Below are 26,754 nucleotides of genomic sequence, written 5' to 3'. Positions count from 1 at the left end.
TAGATTGTTACGGATGTGCAGCCCTGCTGTGCTACTCGTGTTATTCGGATTCACCGTTCAGGTAATTGAAGAATGGCTGGTCCACCCAGAAAGTGTAGCTCGATACGGTCGCATCAGGTGCAAGCTTGCGCAGACCATCTGCGATCGCTCCGGTCTGTTCCTTGAGTGAGAAGGACTGGCCGTAATAGTTGCCAAGTGAAATTTTGTTGTTAGCAATGACCGGATAGCCGTTCAATGCAGTATTGGTATAATACAGTGGTTGCCACCAAGAACCATAGATCAGCTTCGCAGTGGAATCGCTATTCTTTTTGGCATATTGGGCAATGATCTGATCGAAGCGGGCTTTGTCTGCCGTATTCTTGAATTCGAACTGAATGTCGTATTCCTTCGCATACGCAATATAGTTACCATTCTCGATCTGTACTACCTTATAATCCGGTGTCTCCTTCGGCTCGCCCCATTCCTTCAGATAGATGAAGGCGGATGTCTTCGGCTGGAGCTGAACGGCCGCATCAATGCCTTCACTGCGCAGCAGGCCAACAAGCTGGACAGCATGCTTGATATCGTCGTGACCGTAGGTCAGCGTCAATTCATCAATGAAATTGGAATCAAAGCGACTGTCCTTCAGGTTGTAGCCTGTGACGAGATCTGTCAGTAGTGCTTGATCCAGAATGGATCTCAGCTCTGGTACCTCAACCAATCCAGTTGAGCGGTAGGCGGCGTACAGCTTCGAATAAATATCCGCATCGTTCGTACGGCCAATGCTGTGCTTGTATTTTCCCTGACTCACGAGGATTCGTCCTAGCAGGGTATTGGTGTAATCCCGGCTAGCCGCTCCACCTTCACGAAGTGCAGGATAGAGACTTTCGGGCACAAGTCCAGTGTCGATGGCGGCTGCCAGCTCTTGGGCGGCTTCACCTGTTACCAGGCTACTGCTGATGCCGGCATGACTCAAAGTCCGTGCGATTTTAGCATCGGGATAGGTGTAAGCTAGCTCCTTCAAGCCGGAGGCCTTGAAGGCGATCAGAGCTGCATCCAGAGCGCTCAGACGGTCAGCAGCCTTCACCTCAGTATCTGTCAGCACACCTGCATTGTATAGTGATGCAGCCGCATCATATAGTGCACTACCCGTTGTAAGATCACTGAATTCGGGAGCCGTGCCATCTACTGCGGTAACCTTTCCATCCAGAGCAACTGCTGCCAATGCCAGCAGAAAATCCCCTTGGGTTGGCTGAGCAGGCAGTTCGATATTGAGCTTTACTTTCAGAAACTGGGCAAAATCAGCAGCGCTATCGCTGTGGATAGTAGCCTGTGGGTTCGAGACGACAGTAGCCGCCTGTGCAGAAGCATAAGGGGTATAAGCGGGCAGGCTGAAGCTGCCAAGAGCAAGCGGTGCAGCAGCCAAGGCTGCCAGGGTGAAGCGAGATAAGGTTCTCAAGCGTGATTCCTCCTATAAAATATTATGAATTATGTATGCTGGCACCCAAGTGGGGATAGCCCGAAGAGAACATTTGCGATATAATCCTACTAAACGGATTGGATATATCGTATTTAGGAATCAGAATTGCACTGAATTTAGCATGAACCTGATACGCTGTCAATGAGGAAATCAGGAAGAAATTGCACGGAATTGGAAGTTGTCTATGATCAAAATCATAAAAATCTACGAATGAAGTGTAAACCTTCAAAGATTTATTGACAAGGCTCGACATTTTCCGCTAGGATGATAACAAAGAATATCGAAAAGGGGAATTATAAAAAATGAAGCGTGGCTTTTCGTTCGTATTATCTATCCTTATATTGGCCATTTTGCTCTCGGCATGTGGCACATCTGCTACAAAAAACGAACAATCCACTCAAGGGGCTGAAGGTGGAAACGATAGCGGCAAAGCTCTGAGAGTTGCACTCGTTCTTCCTGAGAAAATCGGGGTCAACCCATTCTTCGTCCAAATGGATGAGGGCTTCAAAAAAGCTGGTACAGACTTCAAGGTGGATGCCAAAACGATCGAGTCTACAGACCCAGCAGCATTTGAGCAAAATCTGCGTGCAGCAGTAGCTGAGAATTATGATCTGATCATCACAGCTACGTTCCAGGCGGAGGATGCTCTTAAGAAGGTAGCTGCTGAGAATCCGGACAAGCCATTCGCGATCATTGACACGACCATTGATCTGCCGAATGTCCGTAGTGTCGGCTTCCGCGAATACGAAGGAGCCTATCTGCTCGGCGCAGCGGCTGGATTGTCCACCAAGTCTAACGTAGTCGGCATGATTGCGGCGATGGACGTTCCCCTGATCAAGAAATATACGGAGGGCTTTAAGGCAGGCCTGGAATCTGTGAATCCGAACGCTGAGTTTCTGGTGAATTATGTGGGTGGCTTCAATGATCCGGCAAAAGCGAAGGAACTGGCGCTGGTGCAATTCGGCAAAGGAGCTGACTTCATCGCTGGAGCGTCTGCTGTAGGCGATCTTGGAGTGTTCGAGGCGGCCAAGGAGAAGGGCTTCTACACCTCTGGTCAGGACACGGACCGCACCGTTGAAGATCCAGAGCATATTGTCCTTTCACAATTGAAATCTACAGATACCGTTGCATATGAGACCGTGAAGGATTTTGTCGAGGGTGACTTTCAATATGGTGCTGTGAACTACGGTCTGCAAGAAGATGGAGTGGGTCTTACTTATGTAACACGTGATAGCCAGACTCCACTGAACGCTTTTGTTGGACAAGAAGTTGTAGACAAGGTTAAAGCGATCAAGGATGATATCGTATCTGGTAAAATCGTCGTGAAAGATCCGCTGCAGCCATAAGCTTCAGCCATAGAGTGATTCGCCGGCTGCCCGATGAGGCAGCCGGTTTTGCTGCTATTTCAAGCCTGAGTACGAGAGGAGCGAATCCCAGAAATGCTGCTGGAGATGGACAAAATTACAAAGATGTACGGTGGATTCACTGCGAACCGGAGCATCGACTTTCAACTACGTGAAGGTGAGATTCATGCTCTCGTTGGCGAGAACGGTGCTGGCAAAACAACGCTGATGCGCATGCTGTACGGGATGGAGCAGCCTACCTCCGGAACGATTCGAGTCCGGGGCCGTGAGGTCAGCATTTCCAGCCCGTCTCAGGCAATGGCGCATGGAATCGGGATGGTGCATCAGCATTTTATGCTGTTTCCTTCCTTCACGGTAGCCGAGAATATCGTGATTGGTCGCGAGCCAGCCAAGGCTGGGGCCTTTGATAGAAAAGCTGCTGCGCAGCTTGTGCAAGAACTTGGGCAACAATACAGCATGCCTGTGGACCCGTGGAAAAGAGTAGGCGAATGCCCGCTTGGCATGCAGCAGCGTGTGGAAATCCTGAAGGTGCTGTACCAAGGTGCAGATGTCATCATTCTGGATGAGCCATCAGCCGTACTTACCCCGCTGGAGGTGAAGGAGCTGCTTGCTAATATGAAGTCGCTCGCACAGCTCGGGAAGAGCTTCATCCTGATCACGCACAAGCTACAGGAGGTCATGGAGGTAGCGGATCGGATTACCGTGCTGCGAGACGGGCAGGTGACGGGAACGATGAATGCGAGTGAGACGGATGTGGAGCAGCTCTCACGGCTGATGGTAGGCCGAGAATTGATTCGTATCGTGAAGCCGCCAGTTACCGTGGGTGAGCCCGTCCTGCAGGTGAAGGACCTGACACTGGAAGGCAGCAAGGATCAGTCGGCCCTGAAGGATATTCAAATGGAGGTTCGACAGGGTGAGATTGTCGGTATTGCAGGTATCTCTGGCAACGGACAATCCGAGCTGATTCAGGTGATCGCAGGACTGCGCAAGCCGAAGCAAGGACAGATCCGATTGTCAGGTCAGGATACGACGAATTGGCCGGTCCGCCGCATTCGGGAGCAGGGTCTGGCGCATATCCCGGAGGATCGTTATATGTGGGGGGCAGCAAAGGATGCCACTGTTCGCGAGAATGGTCTCATGGGGCATCATCATCGGCTGCAATCGAAGGGAATCGTAAGAACGCGACAGGCTCGCGAGATGGTCGAGCGCTGGATCAAGCAATTTGGCATCAAGACAGGATCAGTGGACACGAAGGTACAGTTTCTATCGGGAGGTAATCTGCAGAAGCTGATTGCAGCTCGCGAATTCGCGCAGGACACTCCATTTCTGATTGCAGCTGAGCCTACGCGTGGTGTCGATATTGGCGCGATGGAAGCCATACATGCCGAGTTGCTGCGCAAGCGGAATGAGGGAGCAGGTATTCTGCTCGTCTCGTCGGAGCTATCGGAGATCTTACAGCTTTCCGACCGGATTCTGGTTATGTACGAAGGTGAGATTGCTGGTGAGCTGACGGCAGAGGCTGCTACGGAGGAACAGATCAGCTTGTGGATGGCAGGAGGGAAAGAACGGATATGAATCGTGTGAAAGACAGTCTTCGCGGGCTGGTACAGCCGCTCCTGGCTGTGCTCATCGGCCTCTTGGCTGGAGCATTGGCCATCCTTCTGGTTGGAGGCTCTGTAATTGAAACGTATGCAGAAATGTGGAAGGGTGCCTTCGGTAACTTCTACTTCTTCACGAATACTCTCGCCCGGTCCACACCGATTATATTAGCTGGACTTGGAGTAGCTCTGGCGTTCCGCGCCGGCTTCTTCAACATGGGGGCAGAGGGACAAATGATTCTTGGTGGTCTTAGCGCTGCCTTGACCGCATTATATGTGCCGGGACCGGGCTGGCTTGTCTGCATTGCAGCAGTAGCAGCAGGCATGATCGCTGGCGGACTGTACTCCCTGCTGGCCGGCTGGCTGGATGCCCGCTTCGGCATGCATCTGCTCATCACGACATTGCTGCTCAACTATATCGCCTTATGGTTCAGCGGTTATATGGTAGCCTATCCGTTCAAGGATCAGACTGGCTCGGCGGCCATGGCGCAGACGCCCATGCTGGAGCAGGCGACATGGCTGCCAAAGTTGTTCCAAGGGATGGGACTTCATGCCGGATTCGTTATAGCAATCGTTGCTGCGCTGCTGGTCTATTGGTTCACGCAGAGAACCGTGATCGGCTATGAAATCCGCATGTTAGGCAGTAATCCCTCCTTTGCAGCCTATGGAGGCGTCCGTCGGATTCGCATGATGATTCTCACCATGATTGTGAGCGGAGGACTGGCCGGATTGGCCGGGGCTGGGGAAGTGCTGGGGACCCAATATCGCTTCATTGACGGCTCCTTCTCCTCGGCGAGCTATGCGTGGAGTGGGATTATGGCTACACTTCTGGCCCGATCCCACCCGCTTGGTACGGCTATCGCAGCCATTCTGTTGGCCGCACTACAGACGGGCTCAATGGGAATGGAGCGGAACACGGATGTGCCGCTAGAGGTAGGAAGTGTAATTCAGGCGGTATTGACACTGTTCGTATCGGCCCAGATCGGGTACGCATTCCTGAAACGGAGAAAGGAGAAGAAGTCCAATGGAACAACTGTTTGATGCCTCCTTGTTCAACTCGACGCTGCGGATGGTCACACCGATCCTGCTGGCAGCGCTCGGCGGAGCGTTGTGCTCCCGGGTTGGCGTATTCAATGTAGGCCTGGAAGGACTTATTCTGATCGGCGCCTTCTCCGCTATACTGGGCAACTATCTATTTGGTCATGTGCTGCTTGCTGTAATCTTTTCTATTATAATAGTAGTTCTCTTCTCGGCGATGTTCGCGTTTATTAGCCTTAATCTCAAGGCGAATGCGATTGTTGTCGGGATCTCGCTTAATTTTCTGGCAGCAGGACTGACTACGTTCGCACTTCGCGCGATTTTCGATGTAAAGGGTGCCTATTATGACAAGAACATGGTGGGTCTGCCGAAATGGGATATTCCGCTCATTCAAGATATTCCTTGGGTTGGCACTGTATTTTCCGGGCATAGCCCACTAGTGTACTTAGGCATCATTCTTGCCATTGTGCTTCAATGGTATCTGTTCAAAAGCGTATCCGGCTTCCGTCTGCGCTCTGTTGGCGAGAATCCGGTCGCTGCGCAAAGCATCGGGATTAAGGTGCGCCGTATTCAGTATGGTGCCATCCTGATGTGCGGTGTACTCTGTGCGCTGGCCGGAGCACAGCTGTCCTTGGGTCAGGTGACGATGTTCACGGAGGGGATGACCGCTGGCCGGGGCTTCATTGCCCTTGTAGCAACGATGCTTGGACAATCCAATCCATTGGGTGTTATGGCCTCCAGTCTGCTGTTTGGCTTCATGGATGCACTCGGTATTCGATTGCAGGGCTTCTCGCTGCCAACACATTTTACGATGATGCTGCCATATATCGTGACCTTGCTGGCGATGTTCTTCTTCAAGGACAAGACCTATGCACAGGATGCCCTGAAAGCAGGCGGCAGCTCGCGCTAAGCTTGACGGAGATTGGGATGAGCGGATTACAGTTAAGCACCAAGGGATGAGGATCAAGGGTTAAAGATGTGCAGGTACACATGAGCAATCAACAAATCTACGGATTATGGAGGGAGTAGCTTGCATAACAAGGCTGAGAGATTGAAGAAGACCAAAGCACCCTTATCGGGTGCGACCCAAGAGCATGGTGACCGCCTGCCTCCAGGACAGGTGCTGACAGAGAAATTTCCGATTCTGCACGAAGGGGAAGTGCCAGAATACGACATGACCACTTGGGATCTGAAAGTGTTCGGGGAAGTAGAGGAAGAACGCAGCTTCTCCTTCACAGACCTGCTGGCCATGCCACAGGTGAGCATCGTAAGCGACATTCATTGCGTGACGCGCTGGTCAAAGTTCGATACCCCGTGGGAGGGTATTCGTTTCTCTGACTTTCTGAAGGAGCTGCGGATTAAGCCTGATGCCAAGTATGTCATGATTCATGCGGACCATGACTATGAGACGAATGTTCCCCTAGAGGAGCTACTGCACGATGATGTGCTGCTGGCCTTCAAGTATAACGGTGAACCTCTGACCCCCAAGCATGGTTATCCGTTGCGTTTGGTTGTACCTCAGCTGTACTTCTGGAAGAGTGCCAAGTGGGTGCGAGGGCTGGAGTTCATGAAGGAGGATCGCAACGGATTCTGGGAGAATAATGGCTTCCATCATTTTGCCGATCCGTTCAAGGAACAGCGCTTCTCGGGGGAGGACCTGCCGATCCCAGAGGATGAATGGACGAAAAAGGAGTTTGATTGAGCTATGTTAATGCCTATTTTGCAAATTCACTCCGAGGATGTTCCACCATACGCCATTGTATGTGGTGATCCTGCACGTGCGGAGAAAATCTCCCGCAAGCTGGACAATGCACGTGAGCTGGCATTCAGTCGTGAATACAGAACTTTTGTCGGTGCATATGAAGGGGTGAAGATTGCCGTCGTCAGTCATGGTGTCGGATCACCAGGAGCCGCGGTATGCTTCGAGGAGCTTATCCGCGCTGGCGTGAAGACGCTCATCCGCGTTGGCACAGCAGGCTCCTACACGGCGGAATACCCTGCGGGCAGTGTTATTGTCAGCACGGCAGCAGTACGAACAGATGGACTGACACGACAGCTCGTACCCGAAGGATTTCCGGCTGTAGCGGATAGCGGGGTGACGGAGGCTCTGTACGCTGCAGCGCTTGCCGGATCTGCTGCTCATTCGGCTGCTGGAAATGCAGAGCCTGACCAGGCAGTCGGCTCAGCTGAATTTACAGCGTGTAAGGTGGGGAAAGGCATTACGGTGACGCTGGATGCTTTCTTTACCGGAGTGGAAGACATACCGCATCGTAAATTCAAGCTGGCTGGTGCGCTGGCAGCAGAGATGGAGATAGCAGCACTATACATCGTCAGTACGCTGCGTGGAGCACGAGCAGGTGCGATCGTAGCTATTGATGGCTTCGCGGATAGCGATCTGGCAGCCGAGTATGACCCGCATACGAATGCCGTGGCTGCAGCTGTTGAATTGGAGATGGAGGCGGCACTGCGTGCCTTGACTCATGTAGCGCGTCAGGAGGAACAGGGTGCCTGAATGTGCGTAGGTCTGATTGCTGACATAATTTAAGAGATGGACTGCTTATGTTACCCGAGGACCGATATTGGCCTCGGGCCATTCGCGTTGGCTATTGGTTAGGCGTCGTATAAGGGAAGATAACGGGCGATTTGACACCGATGGTTCAAATGGTTTACTTTGGAGGTAGGCGCTTACATGAGATTGTGCAATGTCACAATTTATGGAAGGTAATGGTGTTGAGAACAACAATCTGCCAAAGGAGAGCGTGGCCATGTGGAACTTCATATGGTATGTACTAATCGGAGTTATCATGATATCTGCTATTGTGGTGTTTCTGCAGCGGACCAGAAATCCGCAGGATAGTCACCGTGATCAGGGTGCGCGTGGAGCTAACGTGGTGAAATTCCAGCGTAAGCCTGAGAAGGCACCGAAGACGCAGAAATGCAGCTTTTGCAAAAAGGAAGAGAAGCTTACCTTCTATGCTGGGGATAACGGTCAAATATGGGGCGTATGCAAGAACTGCAAGCCTCAGGCAGAGCGTCGGGATATGCTACCCTTGTAGTTGCAAGCTGATTTTTAATAGTCTGGTGATGGGCTTCGATTCGTATATACCGCTCAGAGATGCAGGTGGCTGTCCCTGGCATCTCCGGGCTATGTATAACGTATCGCCACAGTTCCGTCGGTGTCTGTTAGTTGCAATCCACCTTGTGGGGTGGAACAAAGCATTCCCGGCAACGTGGCTCATAAGCCTCGGAATCGCCAATCATGACGATCGGACCTACCTTTGCAGGTTCACCGTTCACAATACGCTGTGTGAAGTTCGCCTCAGCACTGCCGCACACTGCGCAGAATGAGCTTAGCTTCTCAATGTCATCGGCCATGGCGAGCAAGCCACCAATGTAGCCGAACTCTTTACCTCTGTAATCCATATTCAGACCATCGACAATGACATGCTTTCCGCAATAGGCCAATTCCTGCACAAGCTGCATGATTGGACGACTAAAGAACTGCACCTCGTCAAAGGCAACCACATCCGCATCCTTCGTTTCGACCAGAATCTGCTGTACCGTCTCCTCAGTCAGCTTACGAGGAATAGATATAGCAGGGAGCCTGTAGCCAATGCGGCTCACGATCTCATCCTCGGCATACCGGTTATCCTCTGCCGGCTTGTACGCTACTACCTTGCGACGCCCATACTTCATAAGCTTCTGGCAGCGGCGGATCAGTTCTCCGGATTTCTCACTGAACATGGGACCCGTAATTACGGTAATACGTCCTCTAGACAATACGATTCTCCTCTCTTTCCTAACAACAAGACATACAAGGCTTAATATGCAACCTGCGAACCTCTATCCGAAGAAAACGCCATTATAGATTACCATACCGCAAGCTCACGTTCCAGATAAAATCATACAATGGTGATCGATCCCAGTGCTGTTGCTATACGCCTAACCTATCCTGTATTGTATTCGAAAGTCCCAGGGGGGTTCTGCTTTCGTTCTTCTGGTGCTTATGGTCAAGAGACTCCATATATGGATTGCTCATTGCTATGACACTTTGCCACATGGTAAGGTAAGGTGATACGAACAACAGAAAAGGTGATGTGTCATGGCAGATCAAGCTAAGGATTACACGGCTCGAATAGAGGAGCTTCGGCAGAACGGTCAGCTAAGTCCACAGGCAGGAGAGCTGATTGCTCAAATGGCTGCCAAGATTCAGGAGCTGGAGCAACGTAATGAGCGTTTACGGAAGGCAGTACGCGCACAGTCCGGGACGCCGCGCATGTCGAGTAAGCTCAAGGATGCCCTTTATGAATAGTCCATGTTACATAGGAAGCGTAAGGATAATAAGAACGGATAGAAGCTACTGTACACGACGATTGCCCAGCGCTCCGCTGTCATGAGCAGCAATCATACGTGTCTCTTTCGTTTGCGCAGATTTGTAAATGGTTAAAATTTTCATAAATACCGAATGGAATAATGGATATCAATGCATTCAAATATGTAATTAACGGAGGAAGCTATGACGATTAATTGTGATGTGGCGGTGCTTGGTGGAGGAACTGGTGGTTATGTGGCGGCGATTCGCGCAGCCCAATTGGGCAAGGAGGTCGTCATCATCGAACAGGACAAGCTTGGAGGGACCTGTCTGCACCGTGGATGCATTCCGAGCAAGGCGTTGCTGCGCAGTGCAGAGGTGTATGCGACTGTCAAGGAAAGTGCTGCCTTCGGCGTGGAGACTGCGGGTGCTACGCTTGTGTTCCCCAAAGTGCAGGAACGCAAGGAACAGGTAGTTCAGCAACTGCACCAAGGGGTGCAATATCTGATGCGCAAGAACAAGATCACGGTACTGAAGGGAACAGGGCGCGTCATTGGGCCTTCGATCTTTTCGCCGAAGAGCGGTTCCATTGCCGTGGAGCTGGAGGATGGAGAGATGGAGACCGTCGTGTCAGGCAATCTGATCATTGCCACGGGCTCCCGACCACGTCAGCTCCCAGGACTTGAACCCGATGGACAGTATATCATGAGCAGTGATGAAGCGTTGACGATGGATGCCCTACCAGCTTCCATTATTATTGTCGGCGGCGGCGTCATAGGTGTGGAATGGGCTTCGATGCTGAATGACTTTGGGGTGGAGGTTACCATTGTAGAGGCTGCTCCGCGCTTGCTGCCTGCTGAGGATCCGGATGTGTCCAAGGAGCTGCAGCGCCTGCTAAGCGCCCGTGGGATTAAGATTCTGACGAGCTGTGAGCTTCTGACAGATAGCTACGGCAAGGACGAGGAAGGCGTTCAGATTGACATCAGACAGGGCGAGGAGACGCAGACGTTGAGCGCGGTGAAGCTACTGGTGTCTGTCGGCAGACAAGCCAATGTAGAAAATATCGGATTGGAAAATACAGATATCCGCGTCGTGAATGGCTTCATAGCCGTTAATGCGGATTATCAGACGCACGAGCCTCATATTTATGCGATCGGGGATTGCATTGGAGGGGTACAGCTTGCCCATGCTGCCAGCCATGAAGGGATTGCTGCGGTTCATCACCTGTCCGGAGAACAAGCTCACCACACACCTGACCACATGATTCCACGTTGTGTGTATACCCGTCCTGAGACGGCCAGTGTGGGGCTGACGGAGGAACAGGCCAAGCAGGCTGGACGTGAGATCAAGGTGGGCAAATTCCCATTTCAAGCGATTGGCAAATCACTTGTATACGGCAGCAAAGATGGCTTCGTGAAGGTGATCGCTGACCGTGAGAGCAATGATATTCTTGGTGTGCATATGATCGGTACCCACGTAACGGACCTGATCAGCGAGGCTGCACTTGCACAGCTGCTTGATGCTACACCATGGGAGGTCGGCCAGCTCGCATATCCGCATCCGACGCTCTCCGAAATTCTGGGAGAAGCGATGCATGCAGTAGATGGGAAAGCGATTGGAATCTAGCCTTGAAATCGGATGATGCAAATTGCTGAAGCAGGTGTTTTCTTTTTCGGAAGAAAACGATTATAATAGGGTTAAGCCAAGTCTTAGTACCAGGTTTTAAGACAAGACGGTATGAGTACTTGAATGCAGGCTGTATAACTCGGGAGGTGTCTCCATGAATGCAAAAAGTGCTGTGCACAGCAAGCAAAGGCATGAGCAGTTAGGATTGACAGATGAGCAAGCTATTGAAATGTATAGATTCATGCTGCTGGCGCGTACGTTCGACGAGCGTAATCTGCTGCTGCAGCGTGCAGGCAAGATCAATTTTCACGTATCCGGGATCGGGCAGGAGGCTGCACAAGTAGCGGCGGCTTTTGCTCTGGACAGGGAGCACGATTATTTTCTACCCTACTACCGTGACTATGGGTTCGTCCTATCGGTAGGTATGACCGCTCGTGAACTAATGCTATCTGCCTTTGCGAAGGCAGAGGACCCGAACAGTGGCGGCAGACAGATGCCAGGGCACTTCGGAAGCAAAAGGTTGCGGATCGTCACGGGTTCGAGCCCGGTAACGACGCAGGTTCCTCATGCCGTGGGGATTGCTCTTGCTGCGAAGATGCAGAAGAAGGACATTGTATCTTTCGTGACCTTCGGTGAGGGCTCCAGTAACCAGGGAGATTTTCATGAGGGCTGTAACTTTGCTGGTGTCCACAAGCTGCCAGTCATTATTATGTGTGAGAACAACCAGTATGCGATATCTGTGCCTGTGCACAAGCAGCTCAGCGGCAAGGTTAGCGATCGTGCGCTTGGATACGGCTTCCCAGGTATTCGCGTGGACGGCAATGATGCCTTTGCAATCTATGAGGCAGTCAAAGAAGCACGTGAGCGAGCCGTTCGTGGCGAAGGTCCGACGCTGATCGAGGCCATGATGTACCGTCTGTCCCCGCACTCCACTTCAGACAATGATCTGGCTTACCGGACCAAGGAAGAAGTGGACGAGAATTGGAAGAAGGATGGACTGCTGCGAATGAAGACGTATCTGATTGATGCTGGCATCTGGGATGAACAGCGGGATCAGGAGCTGAAGACAGAGCTGCTTCAGGTAATGAAGGATGCTATCGAATATGCGGATAAGGCGCCGTTTCCTCAGCCTGAGGATACACTTCTGCACGTGTATGCGGACAGCAGCGGAGAGGGGCAATAGCACATGGCAGTAATGGAATATATCGATGCCATTCGGTTGGCAATGAAGGAAGAGATGGAGCAGGACGAGACAGTGTTCGTGCTCGGTGAGGATGTTGGCGTCAAGGGTGGCGTCTTTACGACCACCAAGGGATTGATGGAGCAATTCGGGGAGATGCGGGTTATGGATACCCCTCTGGCTGAATCCGCAATTGCTGGCGTAGCGATCGGGGCGGCCATGTACGGTATGAAGCCTGTTGCAGAGATGCAGTATTCCGATTTTATGCTGCCAGCAACGAACCAAATCATCAGTGAGGCGGCCAAAATCCGCTACCGCTCGAACAATGACTGGAATTGCCCGATCGTGGTCCGTGCGCCGATTGGTGGCGGTATCTTCGGTGGACTCTATCATTCGCAGTGCCCTGAATCCATCTTCTTCGGAACACCAGGTCTGAAGATTGTAGCGCCGTATTCGCCTTATGATGCCAAGGGACTGCTGAAGGCAGCCATTCGTGATCCTGACCCTGTGTTGTATTTTGAGAACAAGAAGAGCTACAAGCTGCTTAAGGGTGAGGTGCCTGAGAGCGATTATATCGTTCCGATCGGGGAAGCGAATCTGCTGCGAGAAGGGGATGACATTACGGTCATCAGCTACAGTCGTACGCTGCAATTCGTGATGGAAGCAGCTGCGGAGCTGGAGAAGGAGCAGGGCATTACTTCTCATGTACTTGATCTGCGCACCCTACAGCCACTTGATCGCAATGCCATCATTGAAGCTGCTCGTCATACAGGTAAGGTACTGATCGTCCATGAGGACAACAAGACGGGCGGAGTTGGCGCAGAGGTCTCGGCGATTATCAGTGAGGAATGTCTCTTTGATCTGGATGCGCCAATCGCTCGCCTGTGCGGGCCAGATGTACCTGCAATGCCGATTAGCCCGCCGATGGAGAAGTTCTTTTTATTGAACAAGGACAAGGTGAAGGAAGCCATGCAGGAGCTTGCTCTGTACTAGGCTAGTACGAGAGAGGCCCTTAAGTGACATCACAATTAGCACGAATGTGCGGCGTGAAGCCGTGTAGTCGAGAGCTGATGGATGTAAATCAAGGAGTTGAAGAACATGTCTGACAACAAGCAGTGGACTGATGTAGTCATGCCGCAGCTAGCGGAATCACTCGTCTCTGCTACCATTGCCAAATGGCTCAAGCAGCCTGGTGAGAAAGTGGAACAATATGATCCGATTTGTGAGGTCATTACCGATAAAGTAAACGCGGAGATTCCTTCTACGGTAGATGGAATCATGGGCGAGCATCTGGCTGTGGAGGGGCAAGTGATCGCAGTTGATGAGATCATCTGTCGTATCCAGACTTCAGAGGGAGACGGAGCAGCCCAGTCTGCGCAGCAGCCTGAGCATAGCCCAGTCATTGCTGAGCTGGAAGCTGAGAACGGTGCTGATCAATCAATGCGTCATCGCTATTCTCCGGTAGTTCAATCGCTGGCGGCTCAGCACGGAATTCAGTTGAGCAACGTCACAGGCACAGGGATTGGTGGGCGTATTACCCGCAAGGATGTACTGGCGTATGTGCAGCGCAAGGATACAGTTGCTCCGCAAGCGAGTAAATCAGCCCCAGCGGGCATAGCTGTGGAAGCACCAAGAACCAATGTCAACAGTCCTGCCTCCGTCCCAAGCGAACAGGCAACTGCTACGCTCGGTGATGCTGCAATACCTGTTCGTAACAGCGGAATTCATTTGACGGAGATGCCGAAGATTCCTACGATTGAGGTTGAGGACGATCCTACAGGCAGAAGTGAATATTATATTGATGTGACGCCGATTCGCAATGCAATCGCCCGTAATATGCGCCAGAGTGTGTCAGAAATTCCGCATGCCTGGACCATGATCGAGGTTGACGTGACGAATCTGGTTATGCTGCGCAATCGCATTAAGGATGAATTCAAGCGCAAGGAAGGCATTAATATTACTTATCTGGCCTTCCTGCTGAAGGCCGTGGTGAATGCGATCAAGGATTATCCAATCATGAATTCTTTCTGGGCCGTGGATAAAATTATCGTGAAGCGGGATATCAATATCTCGCTGGCAGTCGGCACGGAGGACTCCGTATTGACTCCGGTTATCCAGAAAGCAGATCAGAAGAACATTGCAGGGTTAGCCCGTGAAATTGATGATCTGGCGCGCAAGACCCGCGAGGGCAAGCTGAAGCTGGACGATATGCAGGGCGGGACATTTACGGTGAACAACACAGGCTCCTTTGGCTCCATCCTGTCGTATCCCATTATCAACTATCCACAGGCTGCGATTCTGACTTTTGAATCCATCGTTAAGAAGCCTGTGGTTATAAATGACATGATTGCGGTTCGCTCGATGGCCAACCTCTGTCTGTCTCTGGATCATCGTATTCTGGATGGCGTCATCTGTGGACGATTCCTGCAGCGTGTGAAAGAGAACCTGGAGAGCTATTCTTTGGAAACCAAGCTGTATTAAAAAAAATCTGTATGTAGTCAGTCTTATTCAATTGGGCAGTATTCGGATGAACAAGGCGCGCGGCTTCTTCGTGTCGCTGAAGAGAGAAGGGTACAGGCTGTGAACAGACGTCCGCTTGAAGTCAGCTATATACCGACCATGCCGTATGGAGAAGCATGGGAATTGCAAAAGGATATTGTGCAGGCGCTTGACCAAGGCTCAAGACAGGAAGCGCTGTTGCTGCTGCAGCATCCTCCAACATACACTATCGGCTCGCAGCGTCATCCTGAGCACCTGCTGCTGAGCACAGAGCAGTTAGAGGCAAAGGGAATCTCGGTATTTGAGATTGACCGCGGCGGCGATATTACGTATCATGGTCCGGGACAACTGGTCGGCTATCCACTGTTGATGCTCGGCTATGGACAAGACCTGGACTTGCACGGATATTTGCGATCGCTGGAGCAGGTCATTATCGACCTGCTTGGTGAGTATGGTCTGGAAGGGACACGCAAGGCAAGCTACACAGGCGTATGGATCGGAGATCGCAAGATCGCCGCGATCGGGGTCAAGTTCAACCGCTGTAAGCACCGCAGAGGCTTCATTACCAGCCACGGCTTCGCGTTCAATGTGGAGGAAGGTGTGGAGCAGGATGGCTTCAGCGGGATTGTTCCGTGCGGTATTCAGGATTATGGAGTAACCTCGCTGGAAGGTGCTCTGGGTCAGAGCATCAGCGTAGAACAGGTGGCAAAGGACATTTTGCCGCACTTTGTGCGCAATTTTCCCTACGATATTCAGAGAATTCATTCATAGACAGACCCAATATGTATTCATAGATCAGATTGTGAGGAAGTCCACAGCGTATGTGGGCTTCCTTTTTTGTTGAAACGGACTAGATTTCTAAATCATACATAGACTCAGGAAGGAGTAACAAAGATTGCTTCAAATCACTACAGTTCACTGGAGCTCAGTATAGATTGCTACAATTCCAGATATTCAAAAATAGGTGTTCACATTTATACCTACCAGCTTCCCATGTAAGTCTAATGACTCATACAAAATGGCAACAGAAGGGGACGAATCAACCATTTTTGGCGGGTAGTGTCGCTTGGACTTAGGGCGCTATGCTATGATGAAAACATGAGAACATACGATCTGTTTCGCGGAAGGGAGAACAACCATGCTAGAGATGATCAAGCCTCCGGCTGAGACACTATACGAGCAGGAGCTGAGGGCTCTGCGCGAGGAGGATACAGGTAGAAGACCGCCGAATTGGCTGCTGTCACCTATGTATGTGAGAGACTTCATTATAGGCAGAGACAAGCCTGTGATATTGGATGGACAAGAGGTTCGGATAACACGCAAATTTTACGGTAACGATGTATTGATTGAGCGGGCTATTGTAACGCTGGCCGGGAATCGGGGACTGATGCTGGTCGGAGAGCCAGGGACGGCCAAGACGATGCTGAGTGAGCTGTTATCTGCGGCCATCTCGGGCACCAGTCTGAATACAGTACAGGGTACGGCGGGAACGACGGAGGATATGATCAAGTATTCCTGGAACTATGCCATGCTGCTCGATCAGGGACCGTCTGAGGTTGCGCTTGTGCCGTCACCTTTATACCAGGGAATGAAGCAGGGGATGATTACTCGTTTTGAGGAGATTACACGCTGTCCCTCCGAGGTACAGGATAGTCTCATAAGCATTCTAAGTGACAAAGTGCTCAGCATACCGGAGCTGGAAAGTGGCGTATTGTTCGCGAAGCCTGGCTTTAATGTCATTGCTACGGCAAACATTCGTGACAAAGGTGTCAACGAGATGAGCGGAGCACTCAAGCGGAGATTCAACTTTGAGACGATCCATCCAATAGGCAATGTCAAGATGGAAGCATACATTATCGAATCCCAGGCCAAAAATCTGCTTCAGCATAATGGTGTTGAAGTAGAGATTGAGCAGGATGTTGTGGAGCTGCTGGCTACGACCTTCATGGAGCTGAGAAAGGGCCAAAGCCGCGAGGGTTACAAGCTGGATATGCCACAGGCGACACTGAGTACGGCAGAAGCTGTATCTGTCTATGTGCAGAGCGCCATGACCTCCTACTATTATGAGGATCGACCTGTTACCATGGATCGACTTGTGCAGAATATGCTGGGAACGGTGGCTAAGGAGAGCGACAAGGATTTGTCAGTGCTCAAGGGTTATTTCAGCAAGGTCGTGAAGGAACGTGCCAGAGAGGACGAGCTATGGAAGGCTTACTATGAGGCGAGAACATGGATTCGCTGATGTCTGTCGCGAAGGCGGATAGCAGGACGGACAAGCATTCTACGGATTCGAATATTTCCATGACTATGTCGCACCATTCCACAATGGACGATTTCTCTGCGCTAGCCTCTGAGGAGTCGGGTGTATCTATGGAACAGCTAGATCTGCTATACCGTGAGCAGGTATTTAATTTGTCAGCTAACGTAGTGTATTTTCCGGTACGTCATCATAGCCCGGCTTGCTCGTTTCATTTATTGCAAGCAATAGAAGCCTATATGCCCCAAATTATATTAATTGAAGGACCTGAGAGTGCAGACCCGTTAATTCAAGTATTGACGGATGAGGCAACTGTACCGCCTGTAAGTCTGTATTGCACGTACGAGACAAATGTGGAAAAGGCGGCCTTCTACTATCCGCTATTGAGCTATTCTCCTGAATATGTGGCGATGAGGGAGGCTGTGCGTCAGAACATTCCTGTCCATTTCATTGATCTGGATGTTCGCCCGCATTTCCTGCAAGCTCAGTCTGAAGCTGATATTCTCGCTAAGAAGGAGAGACAAGAACAAGAACAAGGCAGAGACAGGTCATCCTTGCAGGATGAGACGCTACTCACCTCCTCGGCATTCATGGACAAGCTGTGCGAGAGTCTGAATTGTCGCAGCTTCGATGAGTTGTGGGAGAGATTGTTCGAGATTCGTGGTCTACAGCTCAGTACGACTGATTTTGCCCGTGAAGTATTCACCTATTGCACCTTATCGCGTATGTGCTATACGATACAGCGCCTTCAGGAGGAAGGGGAGCTAGAGCGGGAGCTGAACATGAGGCGTCACATCAGTCAGGCTGTTCAGAATTATGAGCGGGTCCTGGTGGTAACGGGTGGCTTTCATACGTATGGTCTACTGGATCGAGGACTGAAGGAGAGCGGAGGTCTGGAAAGGCAAGCGGAAGAAGATGAGGAAGAGCTGGGTAAGACTGCGTCTAAGGAAGCGTCAAAAGATGTGTTTAAGGATCTGGCTAAGGATGTGTCTGAGGAGGTCGAGACAACCGCTACTACATCTTCATCTGAATCCACAGCTGGTAATTCTGAAGCAGCCCTGGCGACTCATGATTCTGGCGCTGTGAGCTCAGTTGAGTATACGAAGCAGATGTACCCCATGATCTATACCTTTGCCGAAGCCGATCGACTGAATGGCTACGCTAGTGGTATGCCATATGTGAACTATTATGAGCTGGCATGGGCCCATATTGAGCGGGAGAGACAAGAGCCCTACACACGTACATCGCTGCAGCTGCTGACAGCATTGACACACAGGCTACGTGAACAGAAGCAGCATGTATCTACCAGTGATGCTATTGAGGCTTATGCGATGTTACAGGGATTAGCTCACCTGCGCAGCAAACACGAGGGAGGAGTCTATGAGCTGCTGGATGCAGTGCTATCCGCCTTCGTCAAGGGTGAGTATTCGATCGCCACGTCTGAACCCGTTACGAGGCTGAAGGAGCTGCTAACGGGAGACAGGATTGGTCAGATTGCGCCCAATGATTGGCTTGTTCCCATTGTGGAGGACTTCAAGCGTCATGCTGCTGCGGGTAAGCTACAGATTAAAACGACAGCCAGACATAAGAAAACACTGGATTTGTACGCGCGACCTGACCATCGACGGATTAGCCAATTGCTGCATTGTGTGAGCTTTCTGGTGCCGGAGTTCGCCGAGAAGAAGGCAGGCCCAGATTGGCTGGGCAATCGGAACATGAACCTTGTGCGCGAGACATGGACATATTCCTACTCAGCATTGATTGAGGCAAGATTAATTGAGAATTCGATATTTGGCGGTACACTTCAGGCCGCAGCTGTACGCAAGCTGGAAGAAGCGGCGACGGAGATACCGGGGCATCATAGTGGACGGCTGGCAGATCTGCTTCTGCATGCTCTTCTCATGGGGCTGCAGGAGCTCGCGAGCAGTCTCTATGGACTCGTACGCGCTGCACTGCGCATGGATGGCAGTCTACTGTCGTTATGCCAGACACTGCGTGTCCTATACCGCCTTCAACAGCATGGGGTACTGCTGGGTCTTCGTGATGATGAGCAGCTTCCGCAGCTGCTTGTTGAGGCATATCGTTTAGCGGTGGACAGGTTGCCTGCCATTATAGGGACAGCACCCGATGAGCACAACGACATCGTTGAGGGGCTGAAGCTGCTTGCGATGCTGTCCTCTGCGCCCGATGAGCTTTTCGATAGTAGGTTCAGAGAACAGTTGACAACGCTACTGGAGGAGGAGCTGCCTCCATTGCTTGAGGGCGTATGTATGGCGCTAGCTGTGTCTGCAGGGGATCGTAGCCGCGCGGAGATCGCACAACGAACGAGAGGATATGTTCGTGGTACGCCAGAACAGGTCCAGAAGTCTGCGCTCTATCTACAAGGACTGTTCACGGCTGGACGTGATGTGTTCTTGTATGATGATGAGCTGCTGATCGAGGTCAATTGTCTTCTGGAGGAGCTTCCGCATGAGGAGTTCATTGCTATGGTAGCGGAATTAAGGCTTGCGTTTACCTACTTCACTCCTATGGAGACCTCACTGATTGCAGACCGTGTGGCACATATGCTGAATTCACAGGATGCCTTGCTGGAGGAAGCGGGTCTGGAGGAGCAAGCGCTGCTACGTGCTCAGGCCCTTGATGACGCATTGCGAAAGGAGTTCACCGCATGGATGCTGATCAACACGAAGTAGATGATGGAGTAATACAGCATACTTCTACAGCGACAAACGCCAAGTCAGGGTCGACAGAACTACTGAATCGATGGCGGCTATTATTAGGAGCCTCGGCAGAGGAGAGTCTGTCGCAGAATTCAGAATATAGCTATGACGATTACTCTTATACGGAGTTGGATGAGGTACTGGGCTACCTGTATGATCGTGAATATAGCGAGGAGCAGGGCTTCCGTCGTGAAGGGGGACAAGGAGCTCCTCAATTGACGGTGCCGGATTGGTTGCACAAGATCAGAACACTTTTTCCCAAGACAACGGTAGAGGTATTGGAGAAGCAAGCGCTGGAGCGCTACGGCCTGTCAGAGCTACTGACGGATCGGAAGCTTCTGGAATCACTGGAGCCCAATATGAATCTGCTCAAAAATATTATGCAGTTCAAAGGTCGCATGAAGGGTGAGGTGCTACGTAGCGCCAAGGACATCGTGCGTACAGTCGTAGAGGATTTGCGCCGCCGGTTGGAGCTTGAGGTGCGTTCCAGCATTTTGGGCAAGAAGAGTCGCTATGTGAGCAGTCCCGTAAAGTCGCTGCGTAATCTGAATATGAAGAAGACCATAACCCGAAATCTCAAAAACTATGATAAAAAACGCGGCAGATTCGTCATTGATCGTCTTTATTTTGATGGAAGTGTCCAAACCTACAATAAATGGAACATCGTCATTGCTGTTGATGAAAGCGGGAGCATGCTGGATTCTGTTATTTATAGTGCTGTCATGGCGAGTATCTTCCATAGTCTGAATGCGTTGCGTACGCATCTGATTATTTTTGATACCGAGGTGGTGGATCTCAGTGATCGGCTGGAGGACCCGGTTGATCTGCTGATGAGTGTCCAGCTTGGTGGCGGGACGCATATTACCAAGGCACTTCGTTATGCGGAACGTCTTATGGATAACCCGGGCAAGACGATTTTTGTATTGGTAAGTGATCTGGAGGAAGGTTACCCGCTTCCATATATGTATAAGGCCTGCAAGGATATTGTAGACGCGGGAGCAAAGCTACTCGTGTTGACAGCGTTGGATTTCAGTGGTGAAGCAGTATACAACCGGAATGCCGCCCAGACCTTGAGCAATATCGGAGCCGAGGTTGCAGCTATTACACCGAACGAGCTGGCAGAGTGGGTTGCTGGCGTCATTCGTTAGATTACACGAGGTTACTTGTGCTACATGAATCATCATTGGAATGGGAGGGCTAAATTATGCTAAAGGAAACTTTAACGGAGCAATCATTAGTAGACAAGACACTGGAGCTGTATGGGAAGGATAATCGCCTGACCAAGCAGGACATCGAGCAGATTCGAAATTATGTATTTGGCAAAGAAAGTACAGTTCCAAGGCTCAGCTCAATCTCCAATTTTTCTTTCAGCACAATAGATTACCTGGAGAAGCTATTCAAGCAGGGGACCAGCGATGAAGCTCTTCGCTTATCCGCAGTGATCCTGACGAATAAAGGTCTCAGCTGGGGAGAATATCTGATTCCTGTCATCTTCCGTAATCAGATCTATCCAGTTGGTCTGGGCAAGACGAGTAAGAATGGAGCAGAACGTATGGAACGAATGCAGCCCATTATGGACAAGCTCTCGTCTTACCTTGGAGAAGCCGAGATGAACAGGCTGATTGAAAAACAATTGGGACAAAGTGAGATGCGTGCTCGTAGTGCGGTCACTCCACATCAATTGATACAAGCCTTGCTCCTGCTGAGACTTTACTATCAAGCTAATGCGGATCAGGCGCAGGAGGGTCTGAAGAGAATTCCGGAATGGCTGCGGTTGGTAGTGACTGAGGATGCAGACGAATTACGCAAGCAGTTACATACGGCGATGGAGCCAATAATTCTACGGCGGGCAGATTACCGGGATAGACATAATGCGACCACTGCGGATCTGAATGCAGAGTGGGTTTCAGAGCGTCGTACACAAGTAGTTGCTACTCATTTCCCTGACAGCAGCGTGAGTGCCAAAGAATTGCTGCCAAGGACTACACTGATGGATACGTTGTACCTGATAACTGCTGCTCTCCTGTATCGCTGCAACCTCCATGGTGGAAAGGACAGGATACTGGCTAGTCAAGAGGAGATCGATCAGGTACTGCTGGAAGCAGTACGACTGTTGCATGAGGTATGCCCATTGGAGGTTCGCAGCCATCTACTGAGGATGGATTATAACTTCTCCAAGCCAGATGAGTTGCTTGAGGGGCTGCTGCCTACGGATGAACCCTTTTCATTTATCGAGCAGTTGGCAGACTCGTTCAAATACAACATGATTACTTGGCGAAAGCTGCTAGACATGATCCCGGGACATTTGGAGGAGAGTCATCGGGCCTACGAGATTTTGGAGAATCCTTTTTTGAAGCTGATTATCCATACCGTGCTTGCCGACCAGGGGGAACCACTTCCAAAAGGTGCTGGAACCGTAGAGCAGGCTATTATAGCTAATCTGCGAAATAAGGCATTCAGCGGACGCTTTGGATTGATGCTGGCTCGTTATCTCGAAGGTGAGCTTACTCTTGAGGAATATTGGGGCGACCAGCAGAACCATGGACTATTCAACAGACTGAACAAGGATATGAACCGCAAGCAACTCGTCATTGCACTGTCCTTCCTGCCGCTGGAGTCCGAGGCAGCTCGTCGTCTTGCGAGCCTAATCTCGTACAAGGGCGTCAATACACTGGAATGTGTCTCGGAGCTATACCGATCCTATGCTTTTGACGGACAGAAGTTACTGGAGACCTACGCAGATCATTCCGAGGTAGATCACCAGAAGCTGCTTGAAGCGCTTGTCTGGCTGAACGGAGTAACGGGCGATACGTATGACTATAACTTTATGGGGGAAGAGGCTTATCAGCGTCTGCTCCACACGTATCCAGAGGCTGTGCTTGGAAAATATGATGAGCTCTCTACGGATGCACGAGAGTTGTTCCTGAGCACCATGCTGTCATCATGGGAGCAGCAGCCAGCTGAATTAATGACAAAGGTGTTCCTGAAGGGGTTGAATGATTCGTCCAAAAAACTCCGCAAACAGATCACTGGGGCCTTCACAGATCGAGTAGATCTTCAGTTGTATAAGGATGTGTATCTTGCCAGTAAAAAATCAGGCATCAAGGAGCAGGTGCTGAATCTGATACGTCGACTTCCTGAGGCCAAGGATGCGTACACCGAACTGCTGTCGAGAGAGAAAAATAGCGCTCTGCGCGAGCTTATTCAGGTGCTACTGGATACGGCAGGGCAAGGTCCGGCACATGCACATGCTGCTCTGGCAAGACAGGCGGATGAGAAGAAGAAGTCCCGCCTGAGCTGGCTCTCGCTGGCGGATCTACCGCTGCTCAAGGATACTGATGGTCAGCCGCTGAGTCAGGACATTCAGGTATATGTGCTACTGCAATCCTTGGAATACAACTCAGGGCCGAATGAAATGCTGGAGGAGATGAATGTTTACGTGCAAGCTGCCTCCCTGGCAGACTTCAGCAGTGAGCTTATACAGCAATGGCTTCGGATGGGGGCTCCTGCGAAAGAGAAGTGGGTATTGTATCTGGGGGCAATGTTCGGAGACCGCAGGCTGGTGGATTTGCTAAGTAGGGAAATCAAAGGCTGGTCTGAGAGCGGACGAGGGGCTATTGCAGCCGAGTCTGTCAAGGTGATGTCCTACGTCAAGGATCTATCTGCCCTGATGACCATCGACAAGCTAGGGCGTACCATTAAGAATCGTCAGGTAAAGACGGCGGCGGCGGAAGCACTGCAGATGGCAGCAGAGAATGCCGGCTTGACACAGGAGCAGCTGGAGGATCGACTCATTACAGCGCTTGGTTTTGATAGTAAAGGTACACAGCGTCTCAGCTATGGAGCCCGATCCTTCCTCGTCAAGGTGAACCGTGATTATCAATTGAGCTTAGTGAATGAAGAGACAGGTAAGGTGGTCAAGAGTCTGCCTGTACCAGGTGAGAAGGATGATGCCGAGCAGGCTAAGGAAGCAAAGACCCGCTTCACTCAGCTCAAGAAGGACCTGAAGACGATGGTTACTTTGCAGTCACAGCGGCTGGAAGAATCCTTGTCCAAACAGCGACTCTGGTCTACCCAAGAATGGACGGATTTGTTCGTTAACAATGTGATTATGCATCACTTTGCCGTAGGACTCGTGTGGGGTGTCTATGAGAACGAACAACTCAAGGATACTTTCCGATACATGGACGACGGAACCTTCAACACGGTTGATGAAGAGGAATACGAGCTGAAGGCAGATGTCCGGATTGGACTCGTGCACCCGTTGGAGCTTGATCAGGAGCAGCTTGAGGCCTGGAAGACTCAACTTCAGGATTATGAAATTGAACAGCCCTTCGAGCAGTTGGAGCGTACCGTATATATTGTCGCAGAGGATGAGAGGAAGGCGCGTGAGTATGCTCATTTGCCTGCAGAAGAGTATTCTCCGACAGCGCTTCCCAAGACGCTTGAGAAATATGGCTGGTATAAAGGTGCGCCTGCAGATGGTGGCTTCTACCACGAGATGTACAAGGCGTACGGCGAATTGGTTGTCGAGCTGCAATTCAGTGGAACCAGTGTTGTGTACTATGAGGGCCTGGAGGATATTACACTTACCTCGCTGGAGTTCTATCGCAATCGGCACAATAAATACCATTCCTACTACAGGGATGAGGCTATGGAGCTAGAGCGTGTACCCGCTCGTGTGTACAGTGAGACCATCTATGATATTTTGCGTGCTACAGGACGGTAAGAGCAACTGCTCGGTGAGAGCAGTATAGGAAGCGCATCAAGGTAGCGGTGTAGCTGCGGCGAACAGGAGGAGGACGGCGCATGGATGATGCTGGCTATAGGTTGCAATTTAATCAATTTATCGACTTATGCACAGAGGATTATTTGATCCGTTATGCCAATAAAGGGTTGTACAACCGCGCTCTTAAGGAAATAGCCAAGGGTACCCGTGCTGATTATACCTTTCTGCCTGCGTCGGTGAGCTGCCAGCTTGATGATGGAACGACATGTAAGCTGTATGACACGCTAGAGAAGTGGGAATGCAGTTGCCCATCTGAAGCTATATGCAAGCACATTCTAATCTCCGTGTTATATTATCAGCAGCAGCTCATGGAGAGCCGAGAGGAACCGGAGGGAACGGCTTCGCAGGTGGATAGTAGCACGGTGGATGCGCAAGTCTCAGAACAGGGTCCAATGGAGACAGACACGAATACAGTCACCCAGACTTCCAGGCCAACCAACACAGCCTCGACCGCTCAAGTTGTTCAACCTAAGGTCGATTTTAGTTGGCTGCTTACTACGGACAGCGAATCCCTGATAGCAGGTTTTAAGCCGGCAATCCTGGAAGAAGTGGTATTCCGATTGAAGTATGAGGAGCCGCTGGAGGTCAAGCATGACTCCTTGTTGACAGTACGATTAGCCAGACGAGAAGTAGAGGTATCCTTCACAGGAAAGCCTGAACCGGCGAAGGCCCTATGCTCAGCTAAGGGTAAGGAGGGAGACCTGCTTCGACTAGAGGCGTTGCTGCGCTATCGTAGAATGCATGGTCTGAAGGATATTGAAGCCTTGAATTTCTCGTTGTATTCTGTCCGCTATTCTATGCAGGCAGTTCGTGAATGCCGTAGACTCCTTCAGGAGCTGCTGTTGACAGGGCTAGCCAGATTGCCAGAGAGTATGCTGGCCAGGCTTGAGATTGCCGCGGTGACAGCACATAGCGGGGAGCTTCCTGAAGTAGAACGGCAGTTGCGTGGATTGAAGGGGGATCTGGAGCTATTCTTCAACAGACATATCCGGAGCTCCATGGGGGTACTCCTGGACCGCATAACCCGATTGGAACTGAGCCTCAAGCTATTGGAGGAACAGCAGCTGTCATTACCTCAACTATCCGATCTGGCAGGGGAGTATCGCTCCCGTTACCATACTGTGCCTCGTCTGCAGCTGTATGGACTGGGAGCGGAGCCCTGGGAGACTCGTTCCGGCTATCGGGGAATTACTTACTATTTCTATTGCCCGGATGATCAAGGTGTATATACTTACACCGATGCTCGACCGGTGTTCTATGAAAAGAACGAGTTCGCGTTCGGAGTGCATTATGCATCCTTTGCCCCATGGTTGCCAGGGTTAACGATGGATCGTCTATCCAGAGAGCAATTGGAGTTCAGGCAAGTGAAAGTAAATCGCGACCACAGGATATCCTCGTCGGAATCTGCAGTGCTTGAATTGCTGCCACGAAATCGAATTGAGGAGATTCCGCTAGAGGGGTACTTGTTCAAAAGTATTTTACAGTTGGAAGGAGCCTCACGGCAGCCAAGACTATTTGCTGCCCGAACGGAGCAAATGGTTGTGCTGAAGCTTGAACGCATCGTGGATCGTTATTTTGATCAGTTGGCACAAGAGCTGATTCTGATTGGGGAAGATATGGACCAGCTCAGGGTGACTATGACGATTCCCTATGATCAGGAATGGAAGACGGCAATCAAAGCATTGGAGAAGGATAATCGCACCCAGGAGCTGGACCATTTTTATACGCTCGTAAGAATACAGGGACAGAAGCTCTATCCGATCAGTTTTTTGAAGGGAACGCAGGTGGTCAATCTCAAGCTCGATCTGTAGCTTCGGATCTACTGAACTGGATAGAAGAGCAATCTTTAGTGATTATCCAGTCTCAATACTAAGACTAGCAAAGCAGGACTACGCTCAGAAAATAAATGAAG

At 50.9% G+C, this 26,754-nt stretch carries 20 protein-coding genes; 18 read left to right on the top strand and 2 right to left on the bottom strand.

Annotated elements, in window-relative coordinates:
- Positions 1 to 40 precede the first annotated feature (40 nt).
- On the bottom strand, positions 41 to 1,438 hold the full coding sequence (locus tag D328_RS0117495; protein ID WP_018886329.1) for a hypothetical protein: 1,398 nt from the start codon (positions 1,436 to 1,438) through the stop codon (positions 41 to 43).
- A 323-nt stretch (positions 1,439 to 1,761) separates the two neighbouring features.
- Here D328_RS0117495 and D328_RS0117490 point away from each other — a divergent pair, with 323 nt between their 5' ends.
- From D328_RS0117490 to D328_RS0117460, 7 genes are all read left to right on the top strand, one after another.
- Positions 1,762 to 2,805 carry a BMP family lipoprotein gene (locus D328_RS0117490; protein WP_018886328.1) on the top strand — a complete coding sequence of 348 codons (1,044 nt, stop codon included), beginning with the start codon at positions 1,762 to 1,764 and terminating at the stop codon, positions 2,803 to 2,805.
- Positions 2,806 to 2,898: 93 nt separating this feature from the next.
- The gene (locus D328_RS0117485) at positions 2,899 to 4,398 is read left to right on the top strand and encodes an ABC transporter ATP-binding protein (protein WP_018886327.1); all 1,500 of its coding nucleotides are present in this window, start codon (positions 2,899 to 2,901) and stop codon (positions 4,396 to 4,398) included.
- Complete coding sequence (locus tag D328_RS0117480; protein WP_018886326.1) at positions 4,395 to 5,462, top strand: ABC transporter permease; 1,068 nt, start codon at positions 4,395 to 4,397, stop codon at positions 5,460 to 5,462. The genes D328_RS0117485 and D328_RS0117480 overlap by 4 nt, the downstream gene beginning before the upstream one ends.
- Positions 5,446 to 6,369: an ABC transporter permease gene (locus D328_RS0117475; RefSeq protein ID WP_018886325.1), complete on the top strand. Its 924-nt coding sequence runs from the start codon at positions 5,446 to 5,448 to the stop codon at positions 6,367 to 6,369. Before D328_RS0117480 ends, D328_RS0117475 begins: the two co-directional genes overlap by 17 nt.
- 120 nt (positions 6,370 to 6,489) lie before the next feature.
- Entirely contained in the window at positions 6,490 to 7,161 is a 672-nt protein-coding gene (locus D328_RS0117470; protein ID WP_018886324.1) for a sulfite oxidase-like oxidoreductase, read from the top strand.
- A gap of 3 nt (positions 7,162 to 7,164) precedes the next feature.
- The gene (locus D328_RS0117465; RefSeq protein ID WP_018886323.1) at positions 7,165 to 7,971 is read left to right on the top strand and encodes a nucleoside phosphorylase; all 807 of its coding nucleotides are present in this window, start codon (positions 7,165 to 7,167) and stop codon (positions 7,969 to 7,971) included.
- A gap of 190 nt (positions 7,972 to 8,161) precedes the next feature.
- Complete coding sequence (locus D328_RS0117460) at positions 8,162 to 8,515, top strand: hypothetical protein (RefSeq protein ID WP_018886322.1); 354 nt, start codon at positions 8,162 to 8,164, stop codon at positions 8,513 to 8,515.
- A gap of 127 nt (positions 8,516 to 8,642) precedes the next feature.
- Here the strand turns inward: D328_RS0117460 and D328_RS0117455 are convergent, their stop codons facing one another.
- On the bottom strand, positions 8,643 to 9,239 hold the full coding sequence (locus D328_RS0117455) for a thymidine kinase (protein WP_018886321.1): 597 nt from the start codon (positions 9,237 to 9,239) through the stop codon (positions 8,643 to 8,645).
- 322 nt (positions 9,240 to 9,561) lie between these two features.
- Between D328_RS0117455 and D328_RS0117450 the strand changes: the two genes are divergently transcribed.
- The 11 genes from D328_RS0117450 (at position 9,562) to D328_RS29345 (ending at position 26,653) form a co-directional block, all read left to right on the top strand.
- Complete coding sequence (locus tag D328_RS0117450) at positions 9,562 to 9,771, top strand: hypothetical protein (RefSeq protein ID WP_018886320.1); 210 nt, start codon at positions 9,562 to 9,564, stop codon at positions 9,769 to 9,771.
- 204 nt (positions 9,772 to 9,975) lie between these two features.
- Positions 9,976 to 11,397 carry a dihydrolipoyl dehydrogenase gene (lpdA, locus tag D328_RS0117445; RefSeq protein WP_018886319.1) on the top strand — a complete coding sequence of 474 codons (1,422 nt, stop codon included), beginning with the start codon at positions 9,976 to 9,978 and terminating at the stop codon, positions 11,395 to 11,397.
- Positions 11,398 to 11,551: 154 nt separating this feature from the next.
- Positions 11,552 to 12,580: a thiamine pyrophosphate-dependent dehydrogenase E1 component subunit alpha gene (locus D328_RS0117440; RefSeq protein ID WP_018886318.1), complete on the top strand. Its 1,029-nt coding sequence runs from the start codon at positions 11,552 to 11,554 to the stop codon at positions 12,578 to 12,580.
- 3 nt (positions 12,581 to 12,583) lie between these two features.
- Positions 12,584 to 13,570, top strand: a complete 987-nt coding sequence (locus D328_RS0117435) for an alpha-ketoacid dehydrogenase subunit beta (RefSeq protein WP_018886317.1) — start codon at positions 12,584 to 12,586, stop codon at positions 13,568 to 13,570.
- Between the two features lie 105 nt (positions 13,571 to 13,675).
- The gene (locus D328_RS0117430) at positions 13,676 to 15,058 is read left to right on the top strand and encodes a dihydrolipoamide acetyltransferase family protein (RefSeq protein WP_018886316.1); all 1,383 of its coding nucleotides are present in this window, start codon (positions 13,676 to 13,678) and stop codon (positions 15,056 to 15,058) included.
- A gap of 99 nt (positions 15,059 to 15,157) precedes the next feature.
- Positions 15,158 to 15,847 (top strand): lipoyl(octanoyl) transferase LipB, encoded by a 690-nt coding sequence (gene lipB, locus D328_RS0117425; RefSeq protein ID WP_018886315.1) that lies wholly within the window; start codon positions 15,158 to 15,160, stop codon positions 15,845 to 15,847.
- A gap of 367 nt (positions 15,848 to 16,214) precedes the next feature.
- Positions 16,215 to 17,318 carry an ATP-binding protein gene (locus D328_RS0117420; RefSeq protein WP_018886314.1) on the top strand — a complete coding sequence of 368 codons (1,104 nt, stop codon included), beginning with the start codon at positions 16,215 to 16,217 and terminating at the stop codon, positions 17,316 to 17,318.
- Positions 17,306 to 20,026 carry a DUF5682 family protein gene (locus D328_RS0117415; protein WP_018886313.1) on the top strand — a complete coding sequence of 907 codons (2,721 nt, stop codon included), beginning with the start codon at positions 17,306 to 17,308 and terminating at the stop codon, positions 20,024 to 20,026. The genes D328_RS0117420 and D328_RS0117415 overlap by 13 nt, the downstream gene beginning before the upstream one ends.
- Positions 20,002 to 21,201 (top strand): VWA domain-containing protein, encoded by a 1,200-nt coding sequence (locus tag D328_RS0117410; protein WP_018886312.1) that lies wholly within the window; start codon positions 20,002 to 20,004, stop codon positions 21,199 to 21,201. Before D328_RS0117415 ends, D328_RS0117410 begins: the two co-directional genes overlap by 25 nt.
- 56 nt (positions 21,202 to 21,257) lie before the next feature.
- On the top strand, positions 21,258 to 24,782 hold the full coding sequence (locus D328_RS0117405; protein ID WP_018886311.1) for a DUF4132 domain-containing protein: 3,525 nt from the start codon (positions 21,258 to 21,260) through the stop codon (positions 24,780 to 24,782).
- An 80-nt stretch (positions 24,783 to 24,862) separates the two neighbouring features.
- Entirely contained in the window at positions 24,863 to 26,653 is a 1,791-nt protein-coding gene (locus D328_RS29345) for a hypothetical protein (protein WP_018886310.1), read from the top strand.
- The last annotated feature ends 101 nt before the right edge of the window (positions 26,654 to 26,754 follow it).

The sequence above is a fragment of the Paenibacillus massiliensis 2301065 = DSM 16942 genome (genome assembly GCF_000377505.1).
Lineage (GTDB): Bacteria > Bacillota > Bacilli > Paenibacillales > Paenibacillaceae > Paenibacillus > Paenibacillus massiliensis.
The sequence above is the reverse complement of the archived record's forward strand: the minus strand, read 5'-3'. Positions and strand labels throughout refer to the sequence as shown.